Origin of the sequence: Cytobacillus sp., assembly GCF_032154635.1 — a bacterium.
Lineage (GTDB): Bacteria > Bacillota > Bacilli > Bacillales > Cytobacillaceae > Cytobacillus.
The window spans coordinates 43,573-59,586 of the sequence record NZ_JALDXW010000010.1; the positions used below are offsets into that span (position 1 = coordinate 43,573).

General features: G+C 37.9%; 17 protein-coding genes. 7 read left to right on the forward strand and 10 right to left on the reverse strand.

The features are described 5' to 3' along the window. Nucleotides 1-4 precede the first annotated feature (4 nt). A complete protein-coding gene (locus RUH74_RS09175) occupies nucleotides 5-625 on the reverse strand; it encodes a TetR/AcrR family transcriptional regulator (protein ID WP_313799996.1) in 621 nt (206 codons plus the stop codon). Between the two features lie 158 nt (nucleotides 626-783). On the opposite strand from RUH74_RS09175, the gene kynU reads away from it, so the two are divergent. The 4 genes from kynU to kynB all read left to right on the forward strand — a co-directional run bounded on the left by kynU (nucleotide 784) and on the right by kynB (nucleotide 5,180). After that, complete coding sequence (gene kynU / locus RUH74_RS09180; RefSeq protein ID WP_313799997.1) at nucleotides 784-2,067, forward strand: kynureninase; 1,284 nt, start codon at nucleotides 784-786, stop codon at nucleotides 2,065-2,067. Between the two features lie 87 nt (nucleotides 2,068-2,154). After that, complete coding sequence (gene kynA / locus RUH74_RS09185) at nucleotides 2,155-3,009, forward strand: tryptophan 2,3-dioxygenase (protein WP_313799998.1); 855 nt, start codon at nucleotides 2,155-2,157, stop codon at nucleotides 3,007-3,009. Nucleotides 3,010-3,147: 138 nt separating this feature from the next. Beyond that, a complete protein-coding gene (locus RUH74_RS09190; protein WP_313799999.1) occupies nucleotides 3,148-4,488 on the forward strand; it encodes a sodium-dependent transporter in 1,341 nt (446 codons plus the stop codon). A 62-nt stretch (nucleotides 4,489-4,550) separates the two neighbouring features. Beyond that, a complete protein-coding gene (gene kynB / locus RUH74_RS09195; protein WP_313800000.1) occupies nucleotides 4,551-5,180 on the forward strand; it encodes an arylformamidase in 630 nt (209 codons plus the stop codon). A gap of 133 nt (nucleotides 5,181-5,313) precedes the next feature. On the opposite strand, the gene RUH74_RS09200 is transcribed toward kynB, so the two are convergent. The 8 genes from RUH74_RS09200 to RUH74_RS09235 form a co-directional block, all read right to left on the reverse strand. Then, nucleotides 5,314-6,429 carry a sensor histidine kinase gene (locus tag RUH74_RS09200; protein ID WP_483863902.1) on the reverse strand — a complete coding sequence of 372 codons (1,116 nt, stop codon included), beginning with the start codon at nucleotides 6,427-6,429 and terminating at the stop codon, nucleotides 5,314-5,316. Next, complete coding sequence (locus RUH74_RS09205) at nucleotides 6,395-7,096, reverse strand: response regulator transcription factor (protein WP_313800002.1); 702 nt, start codon at nucleotides 7,094-7,096, stop codon at nucleotides 6,395-6,397. The genes RUH74_RS09200 and RUH74_RS09205 overlap by 35 nt, the downstream gene beginning before the upstream one ends. Nucleotides 7,097-7,127: 31 nt before the next feature. Then, on the reverse strand, nucleotides 7,128-7,691 hold the full coding sequence (locus RUH74_RS09210; protein WP_313800003.1) for a VanZ family protein: 564 nt from the start codon (nucleotides 7,689-7,691) through the stop codon (nucleotides 7,128-7,130). A gap of 139 nt (nucleotides 7,692-7,830) precedes the next feature. Further along, entirely contained in the window at nucleotides 7,831-8,673 is an 843-nt protein-coding gene (locus tag RUH74_RS09215; RefSeq protein ID WP_313800004.1) for a hypothetical protein, read from the reverse strand. Between the two features lie 266 nt (nucleotides 8,674-8,939). Beyond that, the gene (locus tag RUH74_RS09220; protein WP_313800005.1) at nucleotides 8,940-9,512 is read right to left on the reverse strand and encodes a hypothetical protein; all 573 of its coding nucleotides are present in this window, start codon (nucleotides 9,510-9,512) and stop codon (nucleotides 8,940-8,942) included. A 179-nt stretch (nucleotides 9,513-9,691) separates the two neighbouring features. Further along, nucleotides 9,692-10,525 (reverse strand): MetQ/NlpA family ABC transporter substrate-binding protein, encoded by an 834-nt coding sequence (locus RUH74_RS09225; protein WP_313800006.1) that lies wholly within the window; start codon nucleotides 10,523-10,525, stop codon nucleotides 9,692-9,694. A 20-nt stretch (nucleotides 10,526-10,545) separates the two neighbouring features. Then, nucleotides 10,546-11,208: a methionine ABC transporter permease gene (locus tag RUH74_RS09230; RefSeq protein WP_313800007.1), complete on the reverse strand. Its 663-nt coding sequence runs from the start codon at nucleotides 11,206-11,208 to the stop codon at nucleotides 10,546-10,548. Beyond that, nucleotides 11,201-11,950 (reverse strand): methionine ABC transporter ATP-binding protein, encoded by a 750-nt coding sequence (locus RUH74_RS09235; RefSeq protein ID WP_313800008.1) that lies wholly within the window; start codon nucleotides 11,948-11,950, stop codon nucleotides 11,201-11,203. The genes RUH74_RS09230 and RUH74_RS09235 overlap by 8 nt, the downstream gene beginning before the upstream one ends. 245 nt (nucleotides 11,951-12,195) lie before the next feature. Here RUH74_RS09235 and RUH74_RS09240 point away from each other — a divergent pair, with 245 nt between their 5' ends. Further along, nucleotides 12,196-12,810 (forward strand): TetR/AcrR family transcriptional regulator, encoded by a 615-nt coding sequence (locus tag RUH74_RS09240; protein WP_313800009.1) that lies wholly within the window; start codon nucleotides 12,196-12,198, stop codon nucleotides 12,808-12,810. Between the two features lie 56 nt (nucleotides 12,811-12,866). Here the strand turns inward: RUH74_RS09240 and RUH74_RS09245 are convergent, their stop codons facing one another. Then, the gene (locus RUH74_RS09245) at nucleotides 12,867-13,613 is read right to left on the reverse strand and encodes an SDR family NAD(P)-dependent oxidoreductase (RefSeq protein ID WP_313800010.1); all 747 of its coding nucleotides are present in this window, start codon (nucleotides 13,611-13,613) and stop codon (nucleotides 12,867-12,869) included. Nucleotides 13,614-13,846: 233 nt separating this feature from the next. Between RUH74_RS09245 and RUH74_RS09250 the strand changes: the two genes are divergently transcribed. Together RUH74_RS09250 and RUH74_RS09255 are read left to right on the forward strand one after the other, a co-directional pair. Beyond that, nucleotides 13,847-15,169, forward strand: coding sequence for a phytoene desaturase family protein (locus RUH74_RS09250; protein ID WP_313800011.1), 1,323 nt, complete (start codon nucleotides 13,847-13,849; stop codon nucleotides 15,167-15,169). Beyond that, a complete protein-coding gene (locus RUH74_RS09255) occupies nucleotides 15,135-16,004 on the forward strand; it encodes an RNA polymerase sigma-70 factor (RefSeq protein WP_313800012.1) in 870 nt (289 codons plus the stop codon). The genes RUH74_RS09250 and RUH74_RS09255 overlap by 35 nt, the downstream gene beginning before the upstream one ends. The last annotated feature ends 10 nt before the right edge of the window (nucleotides 16,005-16,014 follow it).

Consider the following 16,014-nt stretch of genomic DNA (forward strand, 5'->3'; position numbering starts at 1 on the left):
TAGATTACCTAGCTTTGTAGAGGCCTCTTGTATAGAGTAATGCAAGATTTTCAGCTACTTTATTCAGATCTTCCACAACCTCCCCAAGCACAATATCCCACATCAGCTGCTCATTCATATAATACCAGCCTCTAGCAATTAAAGAAGCTTCGATATCCTTGTTGGCCATTCCTGCTTCCTGAACGTATGTAATATCCTTTGAAATACCTGCGATAAACCGGGCACGGATTTGGCTCCATTTCCCCGCTACAATGTCAGAAACACCAATTGCCTCTTTTATAACCTTCATCATTTCTTGTTCATCTAAGGCAGCCTGGATGAACAATCTAACCTGTGTCTTTATTTGTGTATACGCCTCTTCATTTGTTTTCGGTTCAAAGGGAAGGCTTGCAACACCATACATTTTCTCAACTATATTGTCCATTAGCTCAGCAAAGAGCTCGTCTTTATTTTTAAAATATACATAGGCAGTGCCATAGCCAGTCTTAGCTCTTTTATTAATCTCAGTCATTGTTGCTTTTTGAAAACCTTCTTTTAGAAAAATCACTTTACCTGCATGTAATAAATTTAACCGGGTTTGCAATGCCTTCAGCTGTCTCTTGGATAAAACGTCCTCTTTGCTCACTAATTTCACCTCTATTCTTCGCATTTATCATATATTCAAAATTTTAAGTATTTTCTTTACAATGTATTAATTGATATTATATCATTGACATAATATCAATTAAACAATTCACACACATTTTATAAAGAAAATTCACATAATAGAGGGAGTTGCGACAGATGAGTAAAAAGGATTTATTAAATAAGACCTTTGCCCAGACACTTGATTCAGATGACGAACTGAGATCGTATCGTAAAGAATTTTACCTGCAGCCAGGAACCATTTACTTTGACGGGAACTCCCTTGGACTCCTTTCAAAGAGAGCAGAGCAAGCACTCCATACCGTCATTGAATCGTGGAAGACCTATGGCATTGATGGCTGGCTTAAAGGAGAGAATCCTTGGTTCTATTTCCCTGAAAAACTTGGCAAGATGACAGCTCCACTAATCGGCGCAAAGCCTTCAGAAGTAATTGTAACTGGTTCCACGACGGTTAATTTACATCAAATTGTCTCCACCTTCTATAAACCAGAAGGAAAGAGAACAAAAATTCTTGCGGATGAGTTAAATTTCCCAACTGACATTTACGCGCTTAAAAGCCAGTTAAAAATTCGTGGACTCCATCCAGAAGAACATTTAGTTCAAGTGAAAAGCAGAGATGGATTAACGCTTGACCAAGAGGATATTATCGAAGCCATGACGGATGACGTAGCACTCATTGTCCTAGCAGGTGTTCTGTACCGGAGTGGCCAGATACTAGATATGAAGCGGATCACGGAGGAGGCACATAAAAGGGGCATTTTGGTTGCGTTTGATTTATGCCATTCAATTGGAGCCATTCCGCATTCTTTAAGTGATTGGGGAGTTGATTATGCCTTTTGGTGCTCTTACAAGCATTTAAACGGCGGACCAGGAGCAGTAGCAGGCATGTATGTAAATGAGAAACATTTTAGTGCAAGCCCTGGGCTTGCTGGCTGGTTCAGTTCAGATAAAAACAAGCAGTTTGACATGGAGCATGACTTAACGCCTGCACCAAATGCAGGAGCGATGCAAATGGGCACGCCAAATTTACTGAGTGCAGCACCGCTTCTAGGCTCTCTATCTATGTTCGCAGAGGCTGGAATAGATAGAATTCGCAAAAAGTCCTTAAAGTTAACGGATTATATGATTGACCTGATTAACTTAGAATTAGGCGATTTTGGATTTAAGATTGGAAATCCGCTTGATTCAGTACAGAGGGGCGGTCATGTATTTCTTGAGCATGAAGAGGCAGCCAGAATCTGTAAAGCGTTAAAAGAAAACGGAGTTATTCCTGACTTCCGCACACCAAACGGGATTCGGCTTGCTCCAGTTGCCTTATATAATACGTTTGAAGAAGTTTGGGAAGTTGTGCAGATTTTGAAAAAGATCATGAAAGAAGAACAGTATAAAAAATTTGAAAATAAGCGTGATGTTGTCGCTTAAAAAGAGAGCGCTTTCTCTAGCGGATTCCTCGGCAAAGAATATCTAAAAGGCAGATACAGGACAGCTAACTCTAAGGGGGAGAATACCATGTCAAAATCCATTTCAGACCTTTATAAAAATCTGGAAAAAGAAAAAGGAATTTATACGGATTTTAAAGAGACTATGACTTATGGGGAATATTTAAATCTCGATAAAGTTCTTACAAGTCAAAATCGACTGTCAAACCATCATGATGAAATGCTGTTTATCATTATCCACCAGGTAAGCGAGCTTTGGATGAAGCTGATTTTGCACGAGCTTTCCTCAGCTATAAAGGAAATTGAACAGGATGAACTGCACTCTGCATTCAAAAAGCTTGCGCGGGTCTCTAAAACCCAAACGCAAATCATTCAAGCATGGGATGTTCTATCAACATTGACACCTGCTGAGTATTTGCAATTCCGCGACACACTTGGAAAGGCTTCTGGCTTCCAATCTTTCCAATACAGAATGATCGAATTTGCTCTAGGCTATAAGTCCACTCACATTCTAAAAATCTATGAGAAGGACCCAGTTATCCATGCAGCTCTTCAAACTGCCTTTCAAGCACCGAGCATTTATGATGTCTCGATTAAAGCATTAGCCCGTGCAGGCTTCGACATTAACCCAGATCTGCTTGATCGGGACTTCTCAAAAGTATATGCAGGGGACCCAAGTGTAGCAGCAGCCTGGCGGGAGGTTTACCGCAATGTCGATCAATACTGGGACCTATATGAATTGGCTGAAAAGCTCGTAGATATTGAAGATTGGCTCCAGCAATGGCGTTTCCGCCATATGAAGACGGTAGAACGAATTATTGGGTTCAAAGTAGGAACTGGAGGTTCTTCAGGGGTTAATTATTTAAAGCAGGTGCTCGATCACCGATTCTTCCCTGAACTCTGGGATTTACGCACTGAACTTTAGAGCGAAGCTTCCAATCGTACAGTTTTTCTAATCGGTTACATGATTCTATGATAAACTTATTTTCTATCGCCGGTCCGGAGATGGACCGGCGATATTTCCAATAATGGATTTAGAAAAGTAAGAAAAGGGGGGCGTGAAATGGATGTTAAAGATCAATGGACATCCAAGATTGGATTTATCTTGGCGTCTGCTGGAGCAGCTATAGGTCTCGGTGCTATATGGAAATTTCCTTATGTAACCGGAATGAGTGGTGGGGGGGCATTCTTCCTCATATTTGTGGCATTTACTTTACTGATCGGCTTGCCTCTGCTCATTTCTGAATTTATTATTGGCAGGGGATCAGGGAAAGAGGCGATCAGCGCCTATAAAAAATTAGCTCCAAACAGCCTATGGGTAGGAGTTGGCCGAATCGGCGTTCTCGGATGCTTTTTGCTCCTATCCTTTTACAGTGTCGTTGGCGGATGGGTTCTTGTGTATAGTGGACTTTCTATCTCTGGAAAGATTATTGCAGAAGGAGCAAGCTATCCTGATTTATTTGGCTCAATTATTGGGACACCCTGGATTACGATTTTAGGCTTGCTGATTTTTTCATTAATAAACATTCTTGTCATTTCGCTTGGTGTCTCAAATGGCATTGAAAAAGCTAATAAATATATGATGCCGCTATTATTTATCTTTTTTATTATTCTAGTTGTGCGTGCATTGACACTTGATGGTGCATTGGAAGGAGTCAAGTTCTTCCTGGCGCCTGACTTCTCGAAAATAACAGGCAAATCCATTTTATATGCGTTAGGACAATCATTTTTCTCACTAGCAGTTGGATTTTCCTGTATGGTTACCTACAGCTCTTATCTAAAAAAAGATGTAAGCTTAACGTCTTCTGCTAGTGCAGTTGTTGGCATGAATATATTTGTTTCGTTATTGGCTGGACTTGCCATCTTCCCAGTCGTATTTGCTTTTGGATATGAGCCTGCAGAAGGTCCTGGCTTGCTGTTTATCGTATTGCCAGCTGTTTTTTCACAGCTGCCATTTGGTGAAGTATTCTTATGCCTGTTCCTGCTGCTATTCTTATTTGCTACGTTGACATCATCCTTTAGCTTGTATGAGATCATTGTGTCTGCGTTTACGGCCAATGCAAAAAGGTCAAGAAGCAAGGTGACATGGATTTCTGGACTCATCATCTTCCTAGCAGCCATTCCAGCTGCCTTATCTTCTAGCAGCCTAAGCGACTTTATGATTTTTGGAAAAACCATCTTTGATGCAACAGATTTCCTTGTCAGCAATATCATGCTTCCTTTCGGCAGTCTGCTGATATCATTTTTCATCATCTATCGAGCGGATAAATCACTCGTTAAAAATGAATTCGAATTAAACAGCACTGCAGCACCAAGGCTATATCCTGCTTGGCGCTTTCTGATGATAGTTGTAGCCCCCATTACCATCATTATTGTATTTTTAAATACGCTCGGCCTTATCTGAATCATAAGACGTGTGTACAGTTCCTCAATCTGCAATATATTAACTCATAGGTGGTGCTTTTTGTGAAAGAAGGAAAATGGATTGACATTACACAGCCTTTAACAAATGACATAGCCGTTTGGCCAGGAGATCTTCCATTTACATTCAAAATAAGTGTGACAAAGGAGCAAACTGGATCCGTAAATATTGGGCAAATCCATACAGGTGTTCATACAGGGACACATATCGATGCACCCTATCATTTCGATGAGCACGGCAAGAAAGTGCATGAACTAGACATAAATTTATATGTTGGAAAAGCGCGGATCATCGATGTTACTGGCCATGCAATAATCGGGAAAGAGGAGCTGGATCAATATGACTTAGAAGGCGTAGAACGGCTCTTACTAAAAACAAGTGCAGCTAGGGATGTAAAACATTTCCCTGAAAGATTTACAGTCTTGCGGGAAAATATCGGCACGTTCCTCAAAGAAAAAGGAATTCGCTTGCTTGGTACGGATAGCCCCTCTGTGGATCCAGTTGACAGTAAATCATTAACCGCACACCACTCGTTAAATCAGAACGGGATCTATATATTGGAGAATATCGTCCTAACAACGATCAAACCAGGCGATTACGAACTCATCGCCCTACCGCTCTCTATTGTAGGTGCAGACGCCAGCCCAGTACGCGCTGTACTGCGGGCACTATAAAGGGGGACAGGATTCTTTTCCCACAACCTTCGTGGAATGTCCCTTTTTTAACAACTTCAACAATGCCAACGAAGCCCTACTTTTCAATAGAAAGTAGGGCTTTGCAGTCAAATTTTATCATGTTTCGCCTATATCACGTTTTATAATTTTTCCAAAGCTTCACAGTAAACGATGTTCTCCCTGCTGAACTCTTCACTCCAATTTGCCCACCATGTAATTCTACAATACTTTTTACAATAGCCAGACCTAAACCCGAACCCCCTGTAAATTCTGATCGAGATTTTTCTACTCTGTAAAACCTTTCAAATATATGCGGGATATCGACATCTGGAATAGCTTGACCATAATTCGTTATGTCAATCTCAATCACTTCATCCGATTCAATCAACTTTATATCAATATACTTTCCGTCTTTGCCATACCGAAGCGCATTTTGCAAAAGGTTTTCAAATACTCTTGCTAATTTGTTTCCATCTCCCAAGATTACAGGATTCTCTCTAGCAGAGAGGAATAGTCTCATTTCCATTCCTGCATTTTGAACCTGGTATTGATACTGAACGATCAGCTGATTTAACATTTCTTCGATATTAATTGGTACTTCATTCAAAAGAGCTTCTCTGTTTTGAACGAACGTATATTCAAATAAATCATTAATTAGATGATGAAGACTCTCTACCTTGTTATGAACAATTTGAATGTAATGGCGCAATTCCACCTCATCTTTATATTGATCACCATTTATTAGGTCCAAATAACCAACAATGGAAGTTAGCGGCGACCGCAAATCATGGGCCACATTCGTAACCAAGTCGTTTTTTATTTGTGCAGATTTTTTTTGATCCTCTATTGCCTTTTCTGCTTGAAGAATAATATTGTTAATTGCACTACCTAATTCACCTATACGCTGTTCGTTCTCAAAGGTTACCTTTTGATCAAAATGACCTTCTGAAATATGCTGGACTTCTTCGATCATTTTATTAAATAGATGCTCATGATATCTATTTCTTTCATATAGGAAAAAAAGAAATAAATAGAAAATAAAAATCAAACTAAAAATGATTATTATCGGTGCTAAACCGAAAGAGCCAACAAGTTCAATTAAATCTGATATTCGTGAGGACTGCGTATCTAAATACCTGATTGTCGGAAGGAACGAAACGGCCGTAAAACTAGTTAAAATGGCTGAAAGGAGAATATATAAAGGAAATTTCCATTTAGGAATAAACAGGATGACTTTTTTCAATTTTATACCCCACTCCCCAGACGGTTTGAATAACTGATTCTCCTGGTATCGCCGCTTCTATTTTATCGCGGATATTTTTAATATGAACCATTACGGTTTTATTTGAACCGATATTTTCTTCCCCCCAGACCCTTTCAAAAATCTCCTCCGAGCTGAATACCCTTCCTTGATTTTTAGCTAATAAATATAAAATATCGAATTCAATGGATGTTAATTTAATTTCCTTTCCGCCTGCGGTCACCTGATGACTTTGCTTATCAATTTCTAATGTATTAATTTGAATAGCTTCCGTATTTTTAGCGGGATTGTAATTGGCTCTCCGCAATAATGCTTTTACTCTAGCCGTCAATTCTAACGGATTAAAAGGCTTACTCATATAATCATCGGCACCTGTCATTAAACCCATAATTTTATCCATATCCTGTACTTTGGCACTTAGCATGAGGATGGGCACCTGATTATCGATCCTTATCTGCTTACATAATTCCAGCCCATCCATGTTAGGCATCATGACATCTAAAACAATTAAATCCACTGGGTTCAATGAAAGTACCTTTAATGCTTCAATTCCATCCTGTGCTTGAAGGATCTGAAACCCCTCATTTCTTAGGTATACTTCAACAAGCTTTGCAATTTCTTTATCATCATCAACAATTAAGATTGTATTACTCAATAAAATTGCCTCCTTAAAAACATGTGCGTCCTTACATTCCTTTTTCTAAGCTTACTTTATGAAGAATGCGGCTAATGATCGTGACATGTGAGAGTTTTTTGATTAGTAAAAACCCTACCACAGCACCTAATGTATTGGCAATTAAGTCGTTGATGTCTGTACTTCTCCCATTCCCAAGAATGACCCTTATAATCAATTGAATGATCTCAAAAGATAAACTGACTAAAAACCCCATATAAGCTGCTTTTTTAAATGAATGATACTTTCTATTCAGTAATGGCAAATACATGCCCAAAGGCAGCATCATGATAATATTTAAAAGAAAGGTTTCGATATCAATTGTTAATATTGGAATGAAATTAATCGACTTATACCATGGAGTCAAGTTTGCATATTTTCCGATGTTTACTTCAATTGGGAAAAATACTAAATGAATCATGCATAAGAAGTAAATGGCATAAGAAGTTAATAGGACCGTTTGCCCTAAACTGAACTTATATCTTAAAAACGCAAAAACAATATATAGTAAAAAAATGAGAAATACTGGAACTACGATATACGATGAATCAATTGTAAACATGATTGATTTTTCCATAAAATTTTCCTCCTAGCTTCAATTTAATAGCTTCAGTATATTGGGTAAATCTAAAGTTTTTTTAAAGAAAAGAAAAATGATTTCTTAATGAAAAAAACGTATACTCAAAATCGAATATACGTTTCTTAGTATTTTGTTTTTATTCATTCACACTTATCATTTGGTCATTGATCATAATCGCTTTAATCTTTGATTTTTCTAAAAAGACGCGATTTCCATCTTGATCCAAACTGTATTGCCATTTGAAGCCAATGTCAGTAGTGCTTGTTGAGCTTGTATTTAATTCAATGATTGCATTATCTTTCGCTATTACCTTAACAATCGGGGCGTGTTCAGGCAGGAAGTCCGTTTTTCCGTCTACACGTTTCCCCTCAACGCCAATTCCAATCGGTGAAACATATACCGTTTTTAACACCGCTGCCTCGTTTTGCTGTTTAATGGTTAAATCAATATCCATTCGATTGGAATGATCTTGTACTATAAACGTATGTTTAAATGGCCCCTCTGCAACGATCTCATCCGTTTCCCCATTCGTAATTGCATCTGCCCTTACAGTCACTTTTTCACCATTTAAGCTGCTTGATGCATCTACGTCAAACATGGCAATAAGCTTCCTTCCATCTTCTGTTACTCGCTGATCAACCATGTAACTTGCTCCATTTTTTACATCTAATTCTAAAGTAGGAATCGCTGCGTCTTTAGGAAATATAGACCCGTCTGCTTTCTCAAAGGAGGCAATGATAATCGCACTTTTTCCTCCACTCATACTTTCTTCTACCTTCATTTTAATCCCTGATACAATAGTTACTTGATCTATTGTTTTATTGCTCATCTCTTTCACACTAAAAAACATCTTAAAATAATCCGTATTCTGGGCAGCAGCAACAGTAGTAGAAGTACCTATTACAAGTACTGCCGCCGCAGTTAGCATGCCCCTTTTCATATTTTTGAATGACCCTTTTCCGGCTTTGTTTTTACTCATTACTATTCCCTCCATTTTGAAGAATTCACTAAGGTTTAAGCATGATCAACGATTACTTAAACCTATGTCCCGAGTATATTTGAGGATTTTAAAGTTTTTTTTAAGAAAGACATAAGGTTCTTTTAATTTTCAAATGTACTTTCTCTAAACCCTACTAACCTGAAAATATTAAAGGCCAACGAAGGGAAGTACGCACGATTATACAAAAGCCGAAACATATTGATAGCACTACACTGCTCTAAAATTCCGCTTGAACGGCATATCATTTAAACAGGAATACAAGGCCATTGAATACAAATCTTATTCGTTTTGTATTGATTATGGTAATTCTTCAGCTTCCCTTCGTATACTAATCGAAATGTATCAACTGCTTGTAAGTCAGGTGGGGTTATTAGTGATAGCGGCTTCTCAAAATGATGGATATTGCATTCCTCTAGTACAGATGCAACAAATTGTGAACAGAAGAAAGCTTTTGTTCTTGTTATTGGTTTATTAAACATCACACCAAATAGACCTATAAAATTATAGCGATAAAGGTGTTTTTGTGTTTTAAATTTTTGTAAATAGTGATTCATTCTTTGAAATTGAATATCCGTTACAGTAAATGAATAGATGGCACAGTCCGCTTGTTTAAATAGACCCGCTGTCACATCTTCTTTTACAAATCCTCCGATAAATGGATTCCGCGCCGTTTTTCTCCCAAAGCTATAAACCTCTGATAAATCAGGGCCAAAGGCAATGGATGCATGATTATATGGCTTTTTGGTATATAGCTTTATTAGCCTTGTTAAAACTGAACCCGTATTTGTTAAGAGAATAAACACCTTTTTTTCTGTCATCATTAGCCTCCTCAAAAAGTCTCAAGAAAACTTCTCTGCGTTTTACTATACATACAAAAACATAAGAAAAGTTTAATAGAAACCTTAAGATATTCTTAAGGTTTCGGAGCAATGATTTCATATAAAAAAAGACCATTCCCCGTTGTACAACAACTTGAATGGTCTCTTTCGTCTCTTAATTAAAACGCTGGAATAGCTGTTTCATCATAATTTTTTTCTAAGAATTCGCGTACCTCTGGACTTGTCATTGCTTCAGCGAGCTTCTGAATTGGCTCGGAGTCCGCATTATCTTTTCGTGCGACAAGAGTAATAGCAAAATCATTCTCTACTCCTTCTGTTAGAAGTGCATCGCTTTTAGGTGTTAATCCAAGCGGTGCAGCATAAGCAGGCGTCATAACAACTGCATCTGCGTCATCATACATTCTCGCCAGCATTAGCAAATCTACTTCTTCGAATTTATAATTCTTAGGATTCTCAGTAATATCTGCTTGTGTATAATATGGTCCTGTTTTTTCTTTTAAAGTAATAACCCCATGCTGAGCCAGCAAAGATAAAGAGCGATCAATATTGGAAACATCATTCGCAATGGCAATAACAGAACCCTCAGGCAGTTCATCCATCGACTTGTATTCTTTTGCATATACCCCATAATTAGCAAAATAAATAGGAACAATTGGAACGAGCTCTGCATCATTGTTTCTATTGAATTCCTCCATATACGGAACATGCTGGAAGAAGTTTGCATCTACTTCTTTTGCTGCTAGTGCCGTATTAGGCTGTACATTATCACCTAATACAACCATTTCTAAATGAATGCCTTCTTTAGCTAGTTTAGGCTTAACAAGATCAAGGATTTCCGTCATTGGCGGAATTAATGAAGCTACTTTTAATGTTACTTCTTCTTTTTTGGGTGCAGTTTTTTCACTGCTCTTATCTTTTGTTTCATCATTACTTTGACCGCAACCAGCCAAAACAAATAGAAACATGGTGACAAGTAATACTAATTTTTTCATTTCCTCTTTCTCCTTACTATTTATCTTTTATCAATCATTCTGGATATGGTTGTACCAGTAAATTGAATAAGCTGTACTAATATTACCATAATAACGATCATATAAATCATTAAATCTGTTTTAAATTGCTGGTAGCCGTACCGAATGGCAAAATCTCCTATCCCGCCACCTCCGACAACGCCCATGATCGTTGAATAAGAAATAAAGCTAATAATGGATGTAGTTAGCCCAAGAATAAGGCCAGAACGAGCTTCAACATAAAGAAATTTAAAAATAATTTCCTTAACAGACGCACCCATTGAAATGGCCGCTTCCATTACACCTTTTGGTACGTCCAATAAAGATTGTTCGACTAAACGTGAATAATGAGCAATCGCAATAATCGATAATGGTACAGTTGCAGCGGCTGTACCAATTGCCGTCCCGATAATGAATCTTGTAAACGGGATTAAAAAAACAACAAGCAGCAAAAAAGGAAAAGAACGGATTGTATTTACTAATAAATTTAAAACTGAAAAAACGAATGGATTCTCAAGTATCTTTCCCTTCCTGCATAAGAACAGCAGCGTCCCTACTGGGAGTCCTATTAGGACAGCGGCAGCAATAGAGACACCCACCATTACAAACGTTTCGATAATGGCTTTCCATATCTCGGCTTCATACTGAACTAAAATCTCAGGCATGGCTTTTTTCACCATCCTTCATTAATTGTTCAACAAACCAACTTGGATGATTACTTAATTGTTTGATCCCCTCTGGTTCAATGGATATTGTTTCATGGATTTCACCATTTGCCATGACAGTTACGCGTGTACATATGCTTTTTATGACTTCCATCTCATGGCTGACGATGACAATCGTCACACCGAGACTTTTGTTTATATTTTCTAATACACCTAATATTTCAGCTGTTGTATTAGGGTCAAGAGAAGAGGTAGGCTCATCACATAATAAAACTTGTGGATGATTCGCTAATGCTCTTGCAATAGCCACACGCTGCTTCTGTCCCCCGCTCAACTCTGCAGGATATTTATCCGATAGAGTCTCTAATCCAACAAATTGTAGACACTCCACTACTCGGTTATGGCGTAGGTTTTTTGGCACTTTTGCCAATTCTAAAGGGACAGCCACATTGTCGTAAACCGTTTTATTTGCTACTAGATTAAAATGTTGAAAAATCATCCCTATCGATTGCCGGGCTTGTCGAAGTTTTTTGCTGTTCAATTTGGTCAAATCTTGACCATTCACTTCCACTTCCCCTTCATCAGGTATTTCCAATAAATTCATTAACCGCAGCAACGTCGATTTTCCCGCTCCACTTGCTCCAATAATCCCATAGATCTCACCTTTATCGATCGTTAAGGATACCGATTGAATGACTTGAAACTGTGAAAAACTTTTACTAACCTTATGTAAATGAATCATAAAAAACCCCTTTCCACTGTTTGAAAGGTGATTAGAACTTTATCATTATAGCCTAAATAGGTAAAGGTGTCATTTTGGCAATTTCCTCCTTCAGCTACAGGCAACGATCCCTCATGCTTCGCCATTTAGATGCAAGTTTATTCTTTAATTTCCTATAACAAGAGTTTCGCTTCTTTCCAACTATAATAAATGATAAACTAAATAAGAAATCTTATATAAAACTTTTTTGTAAAGGAAAGTATTTCATGTCTACACAAAGAAAAGATCCTCGCGCGGTTCGAACACAAAGTTTATTGAAGCGTGCTTTTATTGAGTTAATGGAGGAAAGGGAATTTGAACAAATAACTGTTGCGGATATTTCAGAGCGTGCCACCGTGAAACGGGCGACTTTCTATCTTCATTATAAGGATAAAACCGATTTGATGAATCATTGTATAGATGAAACCTTACATGACCTGCATGAAAAGGTGAGTAAGCAAGTATCATTTATAAATAATTTTGATTTCCTAGAAGATCAGCCTCATCCTAGTTTTGTTCAATTATTTCATCAAATAGGTGAAAATTATTCTTTCTACAGAGCATTACTCGTTACTAATCGTATCCCTTCATTGACCTCAGGGCTATTGGCATTTATCCATGAGTTTGTCTCTGATGGAATAAATCAAATAGAACCTAACGATCATAACCTTACAGCCAATCGAGAATTAATTATTAAATATGTGGAATCTGCCTTTTTAGAAGTAATCATTTGGTGGATAGAGAAAGGGATGCATCTATCAGAAAAAGAAATGGCCTTTCAATTAATGAATCTATCCATTAAAGGACCATATATTCAGAATCCGATGAAGGGCAGAGCTTAATCTCTTATGAAGAAAAATCCTCTCAGCTTTTTGAGAGGATTTTTCTTATTCGATCATTATAACGCTGTCCAACCGCCATCAATAACAAGCTCTGCCCCTGTCATAAAGCGTGATTCATCCGATGCAAGGAATAATACACCGTACGCAACATCTTCGGGTTGTCCGAAATAAGGAAGTTGTGTAAACGTTTTATAGAACGGCAGTGCGTCAGTGAAAGTGTCAGCTGTCATTGGTGTTTCAATAATTCCAGGGTGAACTGAATTCACTCTAATCTTATCCTTTCCATATTCTACAGCAGCTGATTTCGATAATGCGCGTAACGCACCTTTTGCAGCAGTATATGGACTTGATCCAGCCATTCCAACAATTCCTCCGATTGAAGAAATATTAATTAAGGAACCGCCGCCGGCTTTTTGCATTTCTGGAATTACGTACTTCATGCCAAGGACACAACCGTTTAAGTTAATATCCATAACCTTATTCCACTCAGCCATATCCATTTGTGTCATTGTTTTTGGACTTGCAATTCCAGCATTATTAACTAATATATCCACTTTACCGTACGTATCAACCGCTGTTTGAATAACGTTCTTCCACTCTTCTTCGGAAACAACATTGTGTTTCAATCCGATAGCTTCACCGCCACTAGCTTTAATTTCATTAATCACTTCCTGCAGTACATCATCTTTAATATCCGTCGCAACAACCTTCGCTCCTTCTTTTGCAAAAAGCTTCGCCTCAGCTGCTCCCATCCCTAATGCTGCACCCGTAATAATTGCTACTTTACCAGATAAACGTCCCATTATAATCTCCCTTTCTTATAGAAATTCATATACTTATTTTTCAAAAAATTCATTATAAAATGATTACCTAGGATAATGTTATTATACATAAATGTATCTATTTTGTGAAGTTATATACACTGTGTCAATAAAATAATCAATGGTTATTTTAAAAGATATTCATAAAATGCTGTCACAACTCTTCTGCCATATTCGTCTTGAGATATGAAAAACATTCAGTGGGGGGTTATCTTATGAAACAAACATGGGATATTGTCATTGTTGGCGGAGGATTAGCAGGCTATGTAGCAGCCAATTATTTAACAAATACCAATTTATCTATTTTAATTTTAGAAAAAGGAAAAATTGTTGGCGGAAGGGCTAGAACAAACAAGATGAATGGACAGTATTTCAATCTTGGTCCACATGCCCTTTATAAAAAAGGAAAAGCCAGGTACATTCTCGAAGATTTAGGGGTCCATCTTAATGGGAAATCACCTAAATTAAGCGGGACATTAATTGAAAACAATGTTGAATACGCTGCACCATTTTCTCCTTTCGAACTATTTACCACCAAATTTTTACATCCAAGAGAACGGATGGAGTGGATTGCCGTTTTATTAAAAATCTTGAGTGTTGATCCTGAAAAGTTAGCAAAGCAAACTTTCCAACAATGGGTTAATCAAATTACCCAATCTAAAACCATTGCGTCCCTCCTGTATACTCTAGGCAGACTAGCAACCTATTGTCATGCACCTGAAAGAATGGGGGCAAAAGTAATGGCATTGCACTTAAAAAATGCAATGGGAGGTGTACTTTATCTAGATGGCGGCTGGCAAACGATCATTGACCAGCTTCACAATAAAGCAATTGTCTCAGGTGTTCATGTTCAATCACAGACGCTTGTTAAGCAAATTGAGCGTGATCACCAAGAGGATCCATTTAAGTTCGTTCTATCGAGTGGCGAAGAGATCCTTGGGAAATATGTGATTTGTACATCTGGTCCACAGGAACTTATTCATATGCTAGGGAAAAAAGCGAGCCTTCCAATTAGAGATTTTTTTGCTCAAATAACACCTGTAAAGGGGGCGACATTAGACGTTGCTTTGTCACATCTTCCTAATCCAAAGAAATTGTTCGCACTTGGGATCACAGAACCCCTCTATTATTCTGTTCATTCAACCTATGCCTGCCTCTCCGACCTTACAAAGAATGCTATTCTTCATGTATTTAAATATCATCATCCAAAAGAACATATTGATGGAAGTAGTGTTAAAAACGAGCTTGAACAACTTTTAGATAGACTGCAGCCAGGCTGGCAGCAATATGTTATTTCAAGGCGTTTTATCCCTGACATTACGGTCAATCAACGCTTACCACAAATAGGAGATGAGCTAATGCTGCAACGTTCTAAAACAGAAATTCTAGGGTTATATATAGCAGGAGATTGGGCTTGCCCCCACTCGATATTAGCAGATGGAGCTGTCAGCAGCGGCAAACAGGCGGCGGAAGAAATCATTTTAAACGAAGAGAGGAAAAACTATGCAAATTTCAACGGAAGAATACCAGCTATTTAAACCATTGTTATTTTCATTAGGTTATCGGATGTTAGGTTCCATAACGGAAGCAGAAGATCTTGTTCAAGAAACATTTCTCAAAGCCTACCAAATAAATGAGGACGACATTAAAAATAAAAAGGCCTATCTCTGCAAAATGATGACCAACCTCTGTCTTGACTTATTAAAATCTGCAAGATACAAAAGAGAACAATATGTCGGCCCATGGAACCCCGAACCATTATTACTTGAGAAGTTACACGCCTTCGATCCATCAGAATTGATTATTCAAAAAGAAGGATTAAGTATCGCCTATTTACGAATGATGGAGCATTTAACACCTGATGAACGTGCAGTCCTTCTTTTAAGAGAGGTACTCGATTTTCCATACTCCGAGATTGCTGCCATTATTGAAAAGAAGGAAGAAAATTGCAGAAAGGTTTTTAGCAGAGCGAAGCAAAAAATCTCTCTTGTAGAAGGGGAAAGCTTAAACTACGAAAAGAATAAGTCTATGATTACTCGCTTTATCCAAGCGTTTCAAACACAAAACATGGATGTCTTATTAGAACTATTATCTGAAAATGTCAAGCTATACTCTGATGGCGGCGGGAAAGTCCATGCTGCTGTCCGTCCAGTTATATCCGTTCCAAATGTTTTAGCCTTATTATACGGAGTCATAAAAAAAGCCCCTGAGGACTTTTATTTTGAAGTGAAAGGCGTTAATTGCCAGCCAGCCATTATCATATACATGAATGGCAAACTTCAAAGTATCCTTAGTTTTGATATCCGAAAGGACATCATTAACGAAATCTATATAACAATGAATCCCGAGAAATTACCTGTTCATTCAAAATGATATAGATAGA

Coding starts and splice junctions, on each gene's coding strand:
- kynU (WP_313799997.1), top strand. CDS start 784: ATGAGTAAAAAGGATTTATTAAATAAGACCTTTGCCCAGACACTTGAT.
- RUH74_RS09250 (WP_313800011.1), top strand. CDS start 13,847: ATGAAACAAACATGGGATATTGTCATTGTTGGCGGAGGATTAGCAGGC.
- RUH74_RS09230 (WP_313800007.1), bottom strand. CDS start 11,208: ATGCCTGAGATTTTAGTTCAGTATGAAGCCGAGATATGGAAAGCCATT.
- RUH74_RS09240 (WP_313800009.1), top strand. CDS start 12,196: ATGTCTACACAAAGAAAAGATCCTCGCGCGGTTCGAACACAAAGTTTA.
- RUH74_RS09245 (WP_313800010.1), bottom strand. CDS start 13,613: ATGGGACGTTTATCTGGTAAAGTAGCAATTATTACGGGTGCAGCATTA.
- RUH74_RS09215 (WP_313800004.1), bottom strand. CDS start 8,673: ATGAGTAAAAACAAAGCCGGAAAAGGGTCATTCAAAAATATGAAAAGG.
- RUH74_RS09190 (WP_313799999.1), top strand. CDS start 3,148: ATGGATGTTAAAGATCAATGGACATCCAAGATTGGATTTATCTTGGCG.
- RUH74_RS09210 (WP_313800003.1), bottom strand. CDS start 7,691: ATGGAAAAATCAATCATGTTTACAATTGATTCATCGTATATCGTAGTT.
- RUH74_RS09225 (WP_313800006.1), bottom strand. CDS start 10,525: ATGAAAAAATTAGTATTACTTGTCACCATGTTTCTATTTGTTTTGGCT.
- kynA (WP_313799998.1), top strand. CDS start 2,155: ATGTCAAAATCCATTTCAGACCTTTATAAAAATCTGGAAAAAGAAAAA.
- RUH74_RS09255 (WP_313800012.1), top strand. CDS start 15,135: ATGCAAATTTCAACGGAAGAATACCAGCTATTTAAACCATTGTTATTT.
- RUH74_RS09220 (WP_313800005.1), bottom strand. CDS start 9,512: ATGACAGAAAAAAAGGTGTTTATTCTCTTAACAAATACGGGTTCAGTT.
- RUH74_RS09235 (WP_313800008.1), bottom strand. CDS start 11,950: ATGATTCATTTACATAAGGTTAGTAAAAGTTTTTCACAGTTTCAAGTC.